The following is a 15,790-nucleotide window of genomic DNA, read 5'->3' on the forward strand; positions in this document are numbered from 1 at the left end:
AGTGATGCAAATTACAGTGACATCGCTTCCCCCTGATGATCTGGAGCAGACCATGACAACAACCACCCACTATCTCGACCCGGCGTTGACTCCCGAAGGGCGAGGCTTTGCCACGTCGCCGCACGGCGCGTTTATCGGAGGGACCGCAGAAGAATCCGGTGAGAGCACGATCGACTCAATCGATCCCTCGACCGGGAGGGTCATCACGCAGATTGCAGAGTCTGACCATGACACTGTTGACCGCGCTGTGCGTTCTTCACTTGAGGCCTTCAAGGGCGATTGGGGGAACCTGACTCCCGGGAAGCGGGAATCAGCGCTGCACCGCTTCGCGGACCTGATCGAGCAAAACACCGCAGAGCTCGCCGCCTACGACGCGCTCGAGGGCGGCAAACCGGTTTCACACGTGGAGGCCATCGACGTACCGCTGGCGGTCGAACAGTTTCGCTACTATGCCGGGTGGCCCACCAAGCTTGCCGGCGACGTTATTCCGGTCGATACGCCGAACAGCCATGTGTACAACAGGAAGGTTCCGCTTGGCGTCGTCGGTGCCATCACCCCGTGGAACTTCCCGCTGTGCCAGGCCGCAATCAAAATCGCTCCCGCGCTGGCTGCCGGCAACACCGTCGTACTGAAGCCGTCGGAGCTTACCTCCTTGTCCTCACTCAGACTCGCAGAACTCGCCATCGAGGCGGGTCTGCCCGCAGGCACTGTCAATGTTGTCACCGGTACTGGCGCCGGGGCCGGTAACGCCCTGGTTTCCCACCCTGATGTCGCCAAGATCTCGTTCACCGGCTCCGAGCGGGTCGGGCGCATCCTCGGCGCCGACGCCGGCCGCAACCTCAAGCACATCTCCTTGGAACTGGGCGGTAAGAATCCGCACATCATCTTCGCCGACGCCGACATCGAGCGCGCAGCCACCGCGGCGGCAACCACGGCCTTCTTCTACTCCGGGCAGGTATGCTTCAGCGGTTCGCGTCTCATGGTCGAGCGTCCCGCCCTCGACCAGGTACTCGACATAGTGTCCCGATACGCACGCACACTGGTCATTGGCCCGGGCCTGGACCGCTCATCAACCATGGGCCCCCTGGCCTCACAGCAGCACCGGGACAAGGTCGAGTCCTACCTGAACAGGATCGACGGGACAGAAGCCAAGGTGGCGGTCGGCGGTTCCCGGATCGACCGCGAGGGCTACTTCCTCGAGCCAACCGTCGTCGTAGGACCTTCGGACACCGACGAGGTTGTGACCGACGAGATCTTCGGTCCCGTCCTGTCCGTCCAGGTGTTCGACTCCGTCGACGAAGTCCTCCCCCGCGTCAACGACTCCCGCTACGGTCTCACCGCCGGTGTATGGACCAACGACGTCCGCAAGGCCCACAATGTGGCCCACCAGCTTCAATCAGGCCTTGTGTGGGTCAACACCTACGCCGACTACCACGCCGCAGCACCCTTCGGCGGGTTCAAGGGCTCAGGCATCGGCAAGGATTGCGGCTACGAGGGACTGTCCAAGTACCTCGAGAGTCAGACGATCTGGATGTCGCTGGCGTGACCAGCCGAAGCGCCCAGGTGGCGGGGCCGGATGGCCTTGTAATGCAAGGCCACGTACAGCCACGATTCGACGCCGGCAACGCCCGGGATCGGGCGGATCTGGTCGTCGAGGATCGTGATCAGTTCCTCGCCCGTCGCGGCGACAACCTCGGCGAGAACGTCGCATCGACCGGCAGTCACGGCAACATAGGACACGGCGGGCAGCGAAGTGAGCGCTTCAGCGACGTTCTGGGCACGTCCCGTCGCACCGACATTTACCAGAACCCAACTTGTGAACCGGTAGCCCAGGCGGAGCGGGTTTACGATGCACATGACACGCACGGCGCCGGACTCGACGAGCTTTCCATACCGGAACCTGATCTTGGCCTCCGAGACCCCAAGTTCACTGGCCAGATCAAGGAACGGGGCGCGTCCGTCCACCGCCAGGTGGCTCACGATCGCGCGGTCAATGTGGTCCAGCTCCCGGGGTCGGATCCCGTCCGGCCTGCCGTGATGCGAGAACCGGGCTTGCTGGTAATGCAAGCGCAGGTAAGGCAGCAACTCGACCGAAGCGACACCATCGACCGGGCGGATCTTGGTGTCGACGGTGTCGTAGATCTCGGCGGCGGACACCCCCATCAGTTCAACCTGGACCGCGAACGGCCCGGTCGTCACCGTTACGTAGTCGGCTTCCGACAGGCTTGCGAGCTCCGCGGCAAGTTCGACCGGGGATCGCGAACCGTCAGTGCTCACCAGCGCGAGGGCCATGAAATCAAAACCCAACGAGGCCGGATCAGTGACAGCCGTGATCGTGATGAAGCGGTTTTCGATCAACTGCAGAACACGTCGTCGAACTGTCTTCTCGGTAACACCGATCCGACGAGCGACCTCCGCGTAGGAGACCCGGCCGTTCTGCTGGAGTTCATCGATCACGGCGAGGTCGACGTCGTCCAGGTCGATCTGCGCGGCCCGGATCTGAGTGGGCCTGGACTGGTCGCCTTGAGCTGCCGGTTCGGCCGACGTGAGTCTCGCGATCATGACGGTCACTGTACAGGACTTCACCATCCAATTCCCTCCAACACATAGCCCAAACCACCATGAAAGGAAGAAAATGCGAGTAGGACTATTGCAAGAAGGCGACCTCACCGGAACCACGGTCGCCGACCGTTACCACCAGCTCATCGATGAGGTTGCCTTGGCTGACAAGCTGGGATTCTCCACCTGGGGAACGTCTGAGCAGCACTTCAGCCCGCCCAGCTTTTCCGTCGCCGCGCCCGAGGTACTCTACTCGGCGATCGCCATGCGCACCGAACGCATCAAGCTGCGCACGATGGCATCGGTGATGCTGAAGTGGAACCACCCCATCCTCGTCGCGGAGCGTCTCGCGACACTGGACATCGTCTCCAAAGGCCGTGCGGAGGTATGCACGGCCCGATCCAACAACCTGACAACCATCGGAGCCTTCGGAGTCGACCCCTCCGAGACCCGCGCCCAGTGGGAGGACGGAATGGATGTGCTAATGAAGGCGATGATCGACGACAAGCTGGAGCACAACGGCCCCGTGTGGACAATCCCGCCGGTCGAGATCGTCCCGAAACCGTTCACGAAGCCGCACCCTGCGGTCTCCGTTGCCGCTTCAAGCGTCCAGTCCCACCTCAATGCAGGCGTGCGCGGCATCGGCTCGATCACGTTCGATAACTACTTCGGATTCGACTACCTCCAAGAATGCCTCGACGGTTACCGGACCGCGTTCGACAGCGCGGATCATTCCGCAGTCGTGGCGCCCAACGACTACCGGGGTCTATACGTGGCCACGGCCTACTGCGCCGAAACCCGCGAAGAGGCGCGCCGCGTCGCCCACGATGTCGCGATGGAATACTTCAAGTTCATCCTCGACCTCTACATCCCGCTATCAAAACAACCCGGCTACACCTACCTCGAAACACTCGAACAGCTGATCGCGCACCAGGACGACCTCGACTGGCTGTGTGAATACACTCCCTCCGTCATGATCGGAACCCCGCACGACTTCATCGACCGCATCCACCGGTTGGAGCAAATGGGCGTGGACGAAGTTCTTCTCCGCATCGATGGCGTAGGCCACGAGAACATCAAGCGGTCCCTCGAGCTCATCGGCCACGAGGTTATTCCCGCCGTCGACCCGTCCTACAAGACGCCATAACCGCCTCCTCGAAATCACGGAGCACACCATGTTCAAGCAACTACCACCCGAGCTGGAAACCCGCTGCGAGGAAATCCTGCGCTCCGACGCGCAGGGTGTCCCGCTGACCAAGGTCGACTACCTGTTGTTCGGGATCGTCACCGTCATCGTTCCGATCATCCTCATCATCATCGGAGGGGCATTATGAGCAACTCGAAACTTGCCGAGTCCAACGGCTGGCCCCTTCTCCGATCCGAGCGCGGCTTCGGCAAAGTCGCGATCTTCCTCGCCGCTTTCTCCGCCGCCATGGCCACGTGGTGCTTCACCATCGGCGGCTTCGTCGCCTACTACCTGAAGGCCATCCCCGGCACCTATGCCATCCTGGCCGGCTCCCTGCTCGGCATCCTCATGGTGGTCCTTGCGACCCTGCCGATGTGCGCGAAATACGGCATCGACTCAGTGGTGGCCAGCCGGGCCCAGCTCGGCACCCGCGGCTCCTACGTGTCCCTGATCCTCGTCTACGCCTCGGCGATGGGCTGGAGCACCATCTTGTTCATCTACAAGGGCCGGGCCATCTCGGACCTGCTCGTCACCTTCGGCATCATGCCCCAGCAGTACTACGGCCCCGCTGTCGCGATCATCGGCGTCCTGGCGATCTTCCTCGTGCTCAAGCTCATTCGCAAGGGCCCCGAGTATGTCCGCAGCCGCGGACCGATAGTCGCCGTCATGGTCGCCGTCATGAGCCTTGTGATCCTCCTTTTGCTCGTGCAGCGTGTTGGCGTCAACGGCGTCCTGGACGCCGTCGCCGTCACACCGTACAGCGACCCTGCCGGAAACTGGGCCAGCGCGATCGAGGTCCTGGTCGCCTCGAACCTGTCCTGGTGGGCCTACACCGGATCGATCGTCCGCACCAGCCCGAGCGCACGCTCGTCTCTGTGGCCGATCGTGATCGGCTTCGGCCTCGGCGTCGGGCTGGGTTCGCTCACCGGTCTCTACACCGGCGTCGCCGTTCAGAACTCCGGTGGAGACCCGACCGCCTTCCTGCTCAGCCAGGGCGGTGTCGTCGTCGGCTTCGTCATGCTCGCTTTCCTCGTGGTCGCCAACGTGGGCACCGCGATGATGGGCATCTACGCCGCAAGCCTGGCAGTCCGGCAGCTGCCCAAGGCCGACAAATTCTCGTGGAAGACCACCATCTTCCTTGTCTCGGTCCCCGCCATGCTGGTCGTTGCCCTGTTCGCCAATTCCGCCGAGTCGTTCTTCTCGGTGTTCCTGGCCTTCCTCGGCGTCGCCTTCGCCCCGATCTGCGGCATCCAGATCGCAGACTGGTTCCTGCTCCGGAAACAGCGGTATGACGTCCGTTCCTTGTTTGTTCTGGACAAGTCCTCGAAGTACTTCTACGTGGGCGGGTTCAACATCGTCGGATTCATAAGCTTCGCCGCGGGCATCGCGATGTACATCTACCTGCTGAACCCTGTCACGTACGTCTATCAGGAACCGTTCCAGTGGATCACCGCCTCGTTCCCGTCCGCCGTCGTCTCGGGGGTCGTGTACACGCTCGGCACGCGGATCTTCCTGGCTCCGCGGGGAATCGGAGGATATGGCCGTGGCACCGCCTCGGATCGTCCAAGCGTGAAGGGCCAGAGGGCGTCAGACGAATCAGTTGCCGGCGCGGCTGCTTCCTCCAGCGTGAACGAGGCACAGTTAACGCTTCCGAGCCCCGATTGACATCGGGACCGCGGCCCTTCCCGACAAATTCGATTTGAAAAGGTAACCCCCCATGCACGACGTATTCGTTCTGTACAACCACCCTGATCTGCCCCAGGAGTTCGACGCTCACTACCGTGACGTACACGCCTCGCTTGTGAACGCGCTGCCCAATCTGCGTGAATTCACTTGGGGCAAGCCGTCCGAGGACGGTGCGGGGTATTACGTGGTCGCACGGCTGACCTACGATTCCGCCTTCGAGGCCGCTGACTCACTGGCCTCGGAGGCGGGCAAGAAGTCTGTGGACGATTTGGCGAACTTCGCCGGGGCAGGTGTGACCGTTCTCAACATCACCCGGGCCGGGTAGGCACCGATGTCGAAAACGACTCTCTACCAAGCTGATCATGTGCTCACGATGGGTAAAACCGAAATCGATGGTCCGGGCGGCGTCGTGGTCCAAAACTCCCGGATCGTGGAGATTATCGGCGCTGCCGGCCTCCCGAGAGCACGGGAACACTGCGATGAGATCGTCGACCTCGGGGCGCGGACTCTCATGCCTGGTTTTGTCGACCCGCACGCGCACGCCGAAGTCGCTGCGAAGGCTGCCTACCAGATGGTGGACGTGCGCGCCCCGAGATGCCCCGACATCGCCTCGGTGCTCGAGAAGCTTCGTGAGCACCGAGGCGATGCTAGGGACGGATGGCTGATCGCGCAGGGAAACCTGTTCTTCGATCAGAAACTCAGCGACGGCCGCTTCCCTACCCGCGATGAGTTGGACACAGTCAGCACCGACCTTGCAGTGATCATCCGTGCCGGAGGTCATCTGAGCATCCTCAACAGCCGGGCGCTCGAGTTGGCCGGCATCGACGAGAACTACCAGTCGGTCGAGTACAGCGTGACCGGCAAGCCGTCTGTCCAGCGCGACGCGGACGGGCGTCCGACCGGGGTCATCACCGAGATGGATAAGCTTCTCCCGCTTCCCCATCTGAGGCCATCGGAGGTCCGTGCCGCCGTTGAGACCGGTGTCCGCGATCTCTTCACCGCCAACGGCGTGACCACGATCGGGGAAATCTCCGAATCCCTAGAAGAGGGTCTGCGGGTCTACGACGACGCGATCGCTAATGACAGGCTCCATGCCCGGATCCACATCTACTTGTGGACGCCGGGAACTGTGAGCCTCGATGAAGCGTGCGACTATCCAAACTGGGCGCAGCTGAAATCCCCGAGCGACATGCTCAGGATCCAAGGCGTCAAGGCATTCGCTGACGGTGGATACTCTGCGTCCCGGGCCGCGCTCTCCCGCCCCTACGCCACTGGGGACGGCCACAACTGTGGTGAGATTGCGGTCTCCGCCGAAGAAATCGTCCAGATGGCGCGACGGACCCAGGCAGTCGGCCTGCAGCTGGCCATCCACGCCAACGGAGATCATGCCCAGCTCCATGTCTGCGAGGCACTGGAAACGGCCGGGGTCAAGGGCGAACCACGGATCAGGATGGAACATGCCGGGAACTTCGTACCCGACTACGAGCACCTCAACGATGCGTGGCGAAGGGCTGGAATCGTGCCGGTTCCCCAGCCCGTGTTCATCCAAAACTTCGCTGAATTTCTACCCGAGTACGTCGGTGAGTATGCACGTGACCGCCAGTTCCCGTTGCGCCGCATGATCGACGACGGGTGGCCGGTGTCCGGCAGCTCCGACGTGTGGGTGGGGTCAGAGATCGGCCAAACCAACCCGTTCCTCTCAATCGCCAGCTGCGTGGGACGGAAGACCTTCCACAACTCAACCCTCAACCTCGACCAGGCGATCACCGTGCATGAGGCACTGAAAATGCACACGATCGGAGGCGCGTACGCCCTGGGCGAGGAGGACAACCGCGGCACCCTGGAAGCGGGCAAGCTAGCCGACCTGATCGTCCTGGACCGAAACCCGCTAACCACCGACGTGCAGGAGTTGACGGACATAGCCGTCGAGCAGGTCTTCGTCGGTGGTCGGCGTGTCTATGTACGCGAGTCAACACCGGTCTAACTGACAGTCCGCGGGCTGCGCGGAGTCGCGACAACCTGTAAATCCAACAGACGCCACCATCGGGCGCCACGATCGAGGTGAGGGACCGGTCCGGTCCGGAGGCCGGTCCCTCACCTCGCCTTTCAGACCCAACGATTCAGACGATCTCCCATCCGCCCGCTCGATGCATCGTCAGCACCCCGACCAGCATTTTCATGATCCATCACCCGGCTCACACCCAAGAGAAGAACCCATGAGCATCACACACGCACCCGACGTCACGGCCTGCGCGAACACTACGGCACCCGCTGCCCCGCAGGAAGTTGTGGCAGTCATCCTCGAACATCACGGCCGTATCGCCCTGCTGAAAAGGAGCAAGACCGTCGGGCATGACCAGAATCGCTGGCACTGCGTCACTGGATACCTCGAACCCGGAGCTTCCCCAGAGCAGCAGGCACTCATGGAGCTCCACGAGGAAGCCGGTCTGGGACCCATGGAGCTTTCCTGCCTAGAAAGCCGGGCCTCGCTCGCCCTCACCGACCCCACCGGCCGCCCATGGCTCGTGCATACATTCAAGGCGGTCACCTCCCGGCGCCGACTCCGCCTCAACGAGGAACATGTTTCATACCGTTGGACTCACCCGGCCAAGGTCAGCCGCTTCAGCAACCGCGTCGACTGGCTCGGTCTCGTACTCGACGCAGCCCTCTAACAGGACCAACACCCGGAAAGGAAGCACCATGGAACCGGCCCACCAGAAAATTAACGAACCATCGGACCACTGCACGCCCCCGGTGCCAGCGACAGGTGACCTCATCGAACTGCGCCGACACGGAAGAACCTTACGGGTCGGAGCGGTCGAAGCGGTCATGCCCGACGGCACAGGATTCTGGCTGGCCGCCCAGGGCATCGACACCCGTGTTTATGTGCCTTCCGGCGACAACGACCTGGAGATCTGGATCCGCCCCGAACAGGAGTCAGAGCATACTCTGTCTGTTGCAGCTGACCTCGCCCCAGCCCTGCCATGAGAAGTCTTCCCATGTTTGCCCGGAAACCTGACATAAACGACATCGAAGAGGAAGCCCTCGAGGTTTATCCGCCGAAGACCGCCGCAGCGGGCGTCAAGGCGGTGACCGTCGCGTTGGAGCGGGGTCTTTCACAGGCCGGGCTCGGTCGAACCGTGCGCTCGATGCTCAGAATCAACCAGCGGGACGGCTTTGACTGCCCCGGATGCGCATGGCCGGAATCCATCACGGGGAAGAGGAAACCGGCGGAGTTCTGCGAGAACGGCGCGAAAGCGATCGCGGAGGAAACCACCGTCCGTACCGTAACCCCCGAATTCTGGGCGGAACACTCCATCGCGGATCTGGAAGACAAGAGTGAGTTCTGGCTGGGAAGCCGAGGCAGGATCACCGAGCCGGTCGTAATCCGCCCCGGCCAGACGCACTACTCCCCGATCTCCTGGAAGGACGCATTCGCCCTGATCGGCGAGCACATTAACGCCACAACCCCGGACCGATGCGTGTTCTACACCTCGGGACGAACGGCGAATGAGACAGCATTCCTGTACCAGCTCTTTGCCCGCAGCCTCGGCACCAACAACCTCCCGGACTGCTCAAACATGTGCCACGAATCGTCCGGATTCGCACTGAACCCCACAATCGGAGTCGGGAAGGGAACTGTCTCCCTGGAAGACATCCACAACTCCGAGCTTGTCCTGGTCATCGGCCAGAACCCCGGCACCAATCACCCCCGTATGCTCTCGGCACTGGCCGAGTGCAAGGAACACGGCGGGAAAGTCGTCGCCGTGAACCCACTACCGGAGGCCGGGCTGCTGAACTTCAAAGACCCCCAGACGGTCGCGGGCGTCGTGGGGAACGGCGTGTCAATCGCCGACGAGTTCCTCCAGATCAAAGTCGGCGGCGACTTGGCCCTGCTCCAAGGCCTCGGTCACCTGCTGCTCGAGGCCGAAGACCGCAACCCTGGCAATGTCGTCGACCATGACTTCGTCGCCGCGCAGACCACCGGATACGCCGAGTACCGTGCAGCCCGCGCCAATATTGACTGGGCCGTGACCGAGGCCGCGACCGGGCTGATGCGGGCCCAGATAGAGAAAGTCGCAGAAATGATGATCGCATCCAAGGCGACCATCATCTGCTGGGCGCTCGGGCTGACGCAACAACCACACTCAGTCAACACGCTCAAGGAGGTCATCAACCTGCTGCTCGTGCAGGGGAACTTCGGCAAACCCGGTGCCGGAGCCTGCCCTGTGCGGGGACATTCGAACGTCCAAGGCGACCGCACCATGGGCATCTGGGAGAAACCAGCCGAAGAATTCATTGCATCGCTCGAGGCCGAATTCGGCCTCCCGATGCCCCGAGAGCACGGATACGAATCAGTCGAAACACAGCACGCCCTCGAGGCCGGGGAAGTCGACGTGTTTGTCTCGATGGGCGGGAACTTCCTGTCCGCCGCCTCCGACACAGCCAACACCCGGGCGGGCCTGAAGCGCACCGGACTGACCGTGCACGTGTCCACCAAGCCGAACCTCTCGCACGTCGCTCACGGACAAACCTCGCTGATCCTGCCCACCCTTGGCCGAACCGACGTCGACGACAAGCACGCGGGCGGACGCCAGTTCGTTTCCATCGAGGACTCCATGTCCGTGGTCCACTCCTCCCAGGGGCGCCTTAAGCCGATCTCCCAACATCTGCTGGCAGAACCTGTCATCGTGGCCCGCATGGCCCAGGCCTCCCTTGGCGAGGACCACTTGATCGACTGGCGTGCGATGGCTGAGGACTACGACGTGATCCGTTACCACATCTCCCGGGTGATCCCGGGATTCGAGGACTACAACCGGCGCGTGCGCGCCAAGAACGGCTTCGTCCTGCCCAGTCCGCCCAGGGACACCCGCACCTTCGCGACCGATATCGGCAAGGCCCGCTTTACCGTCAGCCCGTTGGAATACCTCCAAGCCCCGGAAGGGCACCTGATCCTGCAGACGCTACGCAGCCACGACCAATACAACACCACCATCTACGGCCTCGACGACCGCTACCGCGGCATCTCCAACGCCCGCAAGGTCGTCCTCGTCCACCCCGACGACCTGGAAACCCTGGGCTTTGCCGACCGTGAACTCATCGACGTCATCTCTACCTTCAATGGTGACGAGCGCCGCGCCGAGGACTTCCGCCTCATCGCCTACCCCACAGCCAAAGGCTGCGCTGCCGCCTACTACCCGGAAGCCAACGTCCTCGTCCACAAGGACCTCGTCGCCCGCGAATCCAATACCCCCGGCTACAAAGCCGTCACCATCCGCTTCGAAAAGACCACACGCTAATAATCCGGTGCTAAGTCTGCGATAGCCATGACTTGGCCAAAGGAAGCCAGCAGACTGGCTGCGCAATGCCCACGTTTTCTCCCCTACTAAATAACTTCGAATGGAGTACAAACCATGCCAAGCCCCGCCCTGAACGAAATCGCGCTCCTGGAGGATGTCCCAACTGGCCTGTTGATCGATGGGCTCTGGCGCCCTGCCGCTTCGGGCAGGACGTTCGACGTCGAGGATCCCGCCACCGGGAAGGTGCTGCTGAGCATCGCCGATGCCGGTGCCGAGGACGGTGCTGCCGCTCTCGATGCTGCCGCTGCGGCACAAGCTGCGTGGGCATGCACCGCTCCACGTGAACGCGGCGAGATCCTGCGCCGCGCGTTCGAGCTCGTGACCGAACGCGCCGAGGACTTCGCCCTTTTGATGACTCTGGAGATGGGCAAACCGCTCGCCGAAGCCCGCGGTGAGGTGACTTATGGGGCGGAGTTCCTTCGCTGGTTCTCTGAGGAAGCTGTGCGTGTGTCCGGCCGGTATTCTGCGGCTCCAGATGGCAAGAACCGCCTGCTGGTCCAGAAGAAGCCGGTTGGCCCCTGCCTGCTGATCACGCCGTGGAACTTCCCGCTGGCCATGGCCACCCGTAAGATCGCCCCCGCTGTCGCGGCCGGCTGCACTATGGTGCTCAAGCCAGCCAACCTGACCCCTTTGACCAGCTTGTTGTTCGCCCAGGTCATGCAGGAAGCCGGGCTGCCCGCGGGTGTCCTTAACGTCATCCAGACCTCCACCGCAGGCGACGTCACGGGCCCGTTGATCAAGGACGACCGCCTCCGCAAGATCTCCTTTACTGGCTCCACTCCCGTGGGACAGGCCCTGATCCGCGAAGCCGCAGACAAAGTCCTGCGCACCTCCATGGAACTCGGCGGAAACGCACCATTCCTGGTCTTCGAGGACGCCGACCTGGACAAGGCTGTCGAAGGAGCGATGCTGGCGAAGCTGCGCAACATGGGCGAGGCCTGCACCGCCGCCAACCGTTTCATCGTGCACAAGTCGGTGGCCGATAGGTTCGCGGAGAAGTTTGCTCTGAAGATGTCCACCATGACCACCGCCCGTGGCACCGAGAAAGACTCCAAAGTCGGTCCGCTGATCGACGCGAAGAGCCGGGATAAGGTCCACGAACTAGTCACCGATGCCATCTCCGCCGGCGCCACCGCGGTTACCGGCGGTGCCCCGGTGGACGGTCCGGGCTACTTCTACCAGCCCACCATCCTCACGGGCGTCACCGAGGGCACGCGAATCCTGTCCGAGGAAATCTTCGGTCCGGTCGCACCAATCATCACATTCTCCACCGAGGACGAAGCGGTCCGCCTGGCTAACGACACCGAATACGGTCTGGCGGCCTACGTCTTTACTAAGGACTTCAACCGCGGCATCCGCATGGGTGAACGGCTCGAGACCGGCATGCTTGGCCTAAACGCCGGTGTCATCTCGAACGCCGCCGCACCCTTCGGCGGCGTCAAGCAGTCCGGCCTCGGCCGCGAAGGCGGACTCGAAGGAATCGAAGAATACCTCTACACCCAATACATCGGTATCGCCGACCCCTACGCAGGGTAACCACCTCAGGCTTGGGGCGGTTCCCCCCAGCAACCGCCGACGGAGAGCGCGCTGGACAAGTACCGCGCGCTTCTCATTCCGCAGGCATCGCCCAACCATCAAGGACACAGTATGAATAGTCCAGCAACCGCAAAAGATTGGCGCTCAATCCGGGTCCGTGACCGAGCGGACATGAACGTCAAGCTCAGTCAAGCAGAGGCGCAACTTCGAGATCGTGCATGGCAATACGGCGATCGTGGTATTCTCATCACTCGCCATTCACCCTGGGAGTTCACGCTGGAACTTCACCAGAGTGTCCCCTTTGGAACCACCCACGAAATCCATGCCTGGTAGAGAATTTCGGGTCCTAATTGTCGCCGCCCCGACTGGGATTTCAGGCGTCCCGACAGACGCGACTTCGGGCTGAGGCCTGAGTGTCAGGTTTCGGGTACACGATCTGCCCGGACCGCGAGGTCGATTGCACCCACAGGGTTCTGGGCGGCCGGACCGCGCGTCATCGAGCCACTTCCAAGTCTTGCCTTTGGGAGGTGATCCATTGCCGGGCGTCTAATTCTTCCACACGCCGATATAAAGTCGCACGGGACATACCGAGGTCACGTGCAACCTGGGTGGCTGGCTGGCCGGCGTCGATCAGCTCTCGACCTGGCTGTCGGTGAATCGTCCACGGCGTCCGCTCAAATCCTTGCCGGCAGCCCGGCGCCTGGACACCGAATCCGTGATCCGTTCCCGTCACTCCAATCTTTTCTTTGAAGTGTCAAAGGCGTTGGCGTGTCTCGATCGCCAGTCTCGCAACCACGGCTTGCAAGGCGGCGGATGTCGCAGGAGCATCCGCAACGTCTGGAACTCAAGACTGCTGCCGGCGGACGTCCGGAAACCAGCTCTCTGGGGCTTTCTGCGGTTCGAGGTGGGCGAATTTTAGGGGTCGTTGCAACACCGATGGTGTTTAGTTCGTCAATAGTAGGTCACGCAGGCGCTCGGCTGGGGTATCCCAGCCGAGCGTCTTGCGCGGGCGGGCGTTGAGTTCCTGGGCGACGTGCTCGAGGTCTTCGGGACCGTAGACGGACAGGTCGGTGCCCTTGGGGAAGCATTGGCGCAGCAGCCCGTTGGTGTTCTCGTTGGACCCGCGTTGCCAGGGGCTTCCCGGATCGCAGAAGTAGACGTCCATGTCGGTGGCGATGCTGAAGGCCTTGTGTTTGGCCATCTCGGCGCCCTGGTCCCAGGTGAGCCAGCCGCGCAGGTGCGCGGGCAGGGCGCTCATGGTCTTGATGAGCCCATCGCGCACGGATTCGGCGTTGTGGTCGGTGGGCAGGTGCACGAGCATCACGTACCGTGTGGTGCGTTCCACGAGGGTCGCGATCGCCGACTGGTTGTAGGCGCCGGTGATGTAGGGTCGGGCCGGGGCGCGGTGCCAGGATTACTCCCGGCCCGTTTCCCCGACCCGCCCTCCGCACCGGACATGCGACTCTCATCGCATCCGGCGCTCCACGGATAGCCACTCCTTAGGCGGCGCTGGCCCACGGTGTCGGGATGTTTGATGCTCGCCACCGGTACCGTGTGATGGGTATCGTCGCGGTGTCGAACATCGTGGTCCCGTTGACCTCTGGCTGGTTTCCGGGCCTTCCGGTCAGGAAACGCCGGTAGAGGTCCCGCCACGTGATTCCCGGGTGTCGTTTGCGGATCCATTGGGTGACCCGATGCCACGTAAACGCATCAAGATAACCAAAGGTCGCTTTAGAGACCCCGTGGCGGAAGTAGTTGCACCATCCCCGCAGGACCGGGTTGAGCCGGCCCAGCAGATCCGCCAACCCATGGTGTTCTGATCGACGTGTCAGCGCCCGCACTTTCCCGAGAATCGATAGCAACGATTTCTTGGACGGGTAGGTGTAGACGCTCATCTTTGTTGTTCCTTTCCTTCGCCGCCGCTGGATGCGGAAACCAAGAAAGTCGAACCCCTCGTCCAGATGGCAAACCCGGGACTTGGCAACGGAGATCTTTAACCCCAGAGGGGCTATCACCTCGGCGACTTCGTCCCAGAGCGCGTCTGCGTGGTCTTTGGTGCCAGCCACCATGATCACGAAGTCATCCGCATAACGGATGATCCGATAGGTGGCCCCGCCCCGCTTCCGGTGTGCTTCCCTGCGGTACGGGCTGCCATGGGCATCCCATTTAGCGCAGAAATGCTCGTCCAGCACCGACAAAGCGATGTTGGCCAGAAGCGGTGAGACGATACCGCCCTATGAGCAGTTCCGGGTTATGCGTAGCGCCCGGGGTTGCCGCTGGTGGGGGTGTTGACGGCAGTGGGACGCTGCGCATAATCCGGGCGCACTCTGATCACATGGCTCGGCATGGTGCCGGGCGTTTGTGATTGGAGGTCCTTTCCATGGTGGCTGTGTCTGAACTGGTGTCCGGTCTGGATGCCGAGTTGGTGCGTCTAGGTTATAAGGCCTCGACGATGGTTTGGTATCGGGGTTGTTGGCGCCGTCTGGAGGGATTCTTCGCATCCCGTGGGGTGCAGGAGTTCTCGCTGGATGTGGCGATGGAGTGGGTCGAGCAGTCCTGCGGCGGTTTCTTCGCCAAGGAGCAGGCCGGTACGCTCAAACCGACCGACGTGTACTTGTTCCGCGTCGCGCAGATGCTTGACGATTTCGCGGTGCAGGGGGCGGTGCTGCGCCGCTACTCCCGCACCGTGAACAAGCTCTCCGAAAGTGGCGCCGACGTGCTGGCCCGGTTCCAGGCGCAGCTGCGGGCCGGTGGCTGCGCGGAATCGACGGTGCGGGCGTACGGCACGGTGGCCGGGGAGTTCCTCGCATTCACCGGCACGCGTGGCGGCCTGGCCAGTCTGGATGCCGGGATCATCGGCGCGTTTGTGGCCACTCTGACCGGCTACCAGGCCAAGACCGTGGAGCACAAACTGTGCGCGGTACGGTCGTTCCTGCGGTTCGCCGGCGGTGAGGGGCTGGTCGAGGGCACGGTGCTGGCCGCGGTTCCGGCGGCGAAGTCGAGCAGGCAGGCCAGGATCCCGTCGGTCTGGGAACCGGCCGACGTGACCAGGATCCTTCGGGCGATCGACAGAGGCAACCCGTGCGGCAAGCGGGATTACGCGATCATCTTGCTGATCACCAGGCTCGGACTGCGCGGCATCGACGTCAAACGGCTCCGGTTCGCCGATTTCGACTGGCCGGGCAACCGGCTGTCGGTGGTGCAGGCCAAGACCGGCCGCCGCGTGCAGCTGCCGTTGCTCAAAGACGTCGGCTGGGCGGTCATCGACTACATCCGGCACGGCCGCCCGCAAAGCGACTGCCCGCAGGTGTTCATCCGCCACACTGTCGTCCGCCACGGAATTCCTCACTTTAGGTGGGTTCTCGCCACGTAATTCCCCACGTTTAGCGGCGGTTCGCCACGTAATTCCCATGGGGACGACGTCACGCACCGTTGGTGCCTTGTCCGAGAGTCTTGCCTCGGG

The 15,790-nt window shown here is 62.7% G+C and carries 13 protein-coding genes and 2 pseudogenes; 11 read left to right on the top strand and 4 right to left on the bottom strand.

The genetic code is table 11. The features are described from left to right. Positions 1-52 precede the first annotated feature (52 nt). On the top strand, positions 53-1,546 hold the full coding sequence (locus ABCW42_RS21485; protein ID WP_423184989.1) for an aldehyde dehydrogenase family protein: 1,494 nt from the start codon (positions 53-55) through the stop codon (positions 1,544-1,546). Here the strand turns inward: ABCW42_RS21485 and ABCW42_RS21490 are convergent. Next, positions 1,519-2,562, bottom strand: a complete 1,044-nt coding sequence (locus ABCW42_RS21490) for an Lrp/AsnC family transcriptional regulator (protein WP_423184990.1) — start codon at positions 2,560-2,562, stop codon at positions 1,519-1,521. The genes ABCW42_RS21485 and ABCW42_RS21490 overlap by 28 nt on opposite strands. 73 nt (positions 2,563-2,635) lie before the next feature. Between ABCW42_RS21490 and ABCW42_RS21495 the strand changes: the two genes are divergently transcribed. The 9 genes from ABCW42_RS21495 to ABCW42_RS21535 all read left to right on the top strand — a co-directional run bounded on the left by ABCW42_RS21495 (position 2,636) and on the right by ABCW42_RS21535 (position 12,327). Next, the gene (locus ABCW42_RS21495; RefSeq protein ID WP_423184991.1) at positions 2,636-3,706 is read left to right on the top strand and encodes an LLM class flavin-dependent oxidoreductase; all 1,071 of its coding nucleotides are present in this window, start codon (positions 2,636-2,638) and stop codon (positions 3,704-3,706) included. 28 nt (positions 3,707-3,734) lie between these two features. Continuing rightward, positions 3,735-3,893, top strand: a complete 159-nt coding sequence (locus ABCW42_RS21500; protein ID WP_423184992.1) for a hypothetical protein — start codon at positions 3,735-3,737, stop codon at positions 3,891-3,893. Then, a complete protein-coding gene (locus tag ABCW42_RS21505; protein WP_423184993.1) occupies positions 3,890-5,410 on the top strand; it encodes a purine-cytosine permease family protein in 1,521 nt (506 codons plus the stop codon). Before ABCW42_RS21500 ends, ABCW42_RS21505 begins: the two co-directional genes overlap by 4 nt. 52 nt (positions 5,411-5,462) lie before the next feature. Continuing rightward, complete coding sequence (locus ABCW42_RS21510) at positions 5,463-5,756, top strand: EthD family reductase (RefSeq protein WP_423184994.1); 294 nt, start codon at positions 5,463-5,465, stop codon at positions 5,754-5,756. A 48-nt stretch (positions 5,757-5,804) separates the two neighbouring features. Further along, positions 5,805-7,415: an amidohydrolase gene (locus tag ABCW42_RS21515; protein ID WP_423184995.1), complete on the top strand. Its 1,611-nt coding sequence runs from the start codon at positions 5,805-5,807 to the stop codon at positions 7,413-7,415. 232 nt (positions 7,416-7,647) lie between these two features. Beyond that, the gene (locus ABCW42_RS21520; RefSeq protein WP_423184996.1) at positions 7,648-8,103 is read left to right on the top strand and encodes an NUDIX domain-containing protein; all 456 of its coding nucleotides are present in this window, start codon (positions 7,648-7,650) and stop codon (positions 8,101-8,103) included. 28 nt (positions 8,104-8,131) lie between these two features. Continuing rightward, positions 8,132-8,419 (top strand): hypothetical protein, encoded by a 288-nt coding sequence (locus ABCW42_RS21525; protein ID WP_423184997.1) that lies wholly within the window; start codon positions 8,132-8,134, stop codon positions 8,417-8,419. Between the two features lie 11 nt (positions 8,420-8,430). After that, on the top strand, positions 8,431-10,731 hold the full coding sequence (locus ABCW42_RS21530) for an FdhF/YdeP family oxidoreductase (protein ID WP_423184998.1): 2,301 nt from the start codon (positions 8,431-8,433) through the stop codon (positions 10,729-10,731). A gap of 114 nt (positions 10,732-10,845) precedes the next feature. Further along, the gene (locus ABCW42_RS21535) at positions 10,846-12,327 is read left to right on the top strand and encodes an NAD-dependent succinate-semialdehyde dehydrogenase (RefSeq protein ID WP_423184999.1); all 1,482 of its coding nucleotides are present in this window, start codon (positions 10,846-10,848) and stop codon (positions 12,325-12,327) included. A 493-nt stretch (positions 12,328-12,820) separates the two neighbouring features. On the opposite strand, the pseudogene ABCW42_RS21540 reads toward ABCW42_RS21535, so the two are convergent. The 3 genes and pseudogenes from ABCW42_RS21540 to ABCW42_RS21550 form a co-directional block, all read right to left on the bottom strand. Then, positions 12,821-13,056, bottom strand: a pseudogene (locus ABCW42_RS21540) (helix-turn-helix domain-containing protein); the annotation flags it as partial. A gap of 214 nt (positions 13,057-13,270) precedes the next feature. Then, positions 13,271-13,711: pseudogene (locus ABCW42_RS21545) on the bottom strand (IS30 family transposase); the annotation flags it as partial. Between the two features lie 115 nt (positions 13,712-13,826). Further along, on the bottom strand, positions 13,827-14,555 hold the full coding sequence (locus tag ABCW42_RS21550) for a group II intron maturase-specific domain-containing protein (protein ID WP_423185167.1): 729 nt from the start codon (positions 14,553-14,555) through the stop codon (positions 13,827-13,829). A gap of 161 nt (positions 14,556-14,716) precedes the next feature. On the opposite strand from ABCW42_RS21550, the gene ABCW42_RS21555 reads away from it, so the two are divergent. Continuing rightward, positions 14,717-15,700: a site-specific integrase gene (locus ABCW42_RS21555; protein ID WP_423185000.1), complete on the top strand. Its 984-nt coding sequence runs from the start codon at positions 14,717-14,719 to the stop codon at positions 15,698-15,700. The last annotated feature ends 90 nt before the right edge of the window (positions 15,701-15,790 follow it).

It is taken from the genome of Arthrobacter sp. NyZ413, from assembly GCF_049390645.1.
Taxonomy (GTDB): Bacteria; Actinomycetota; Actinomycetes; order Actinomycetales; family Micrococcaceae; genus Arthrobacter.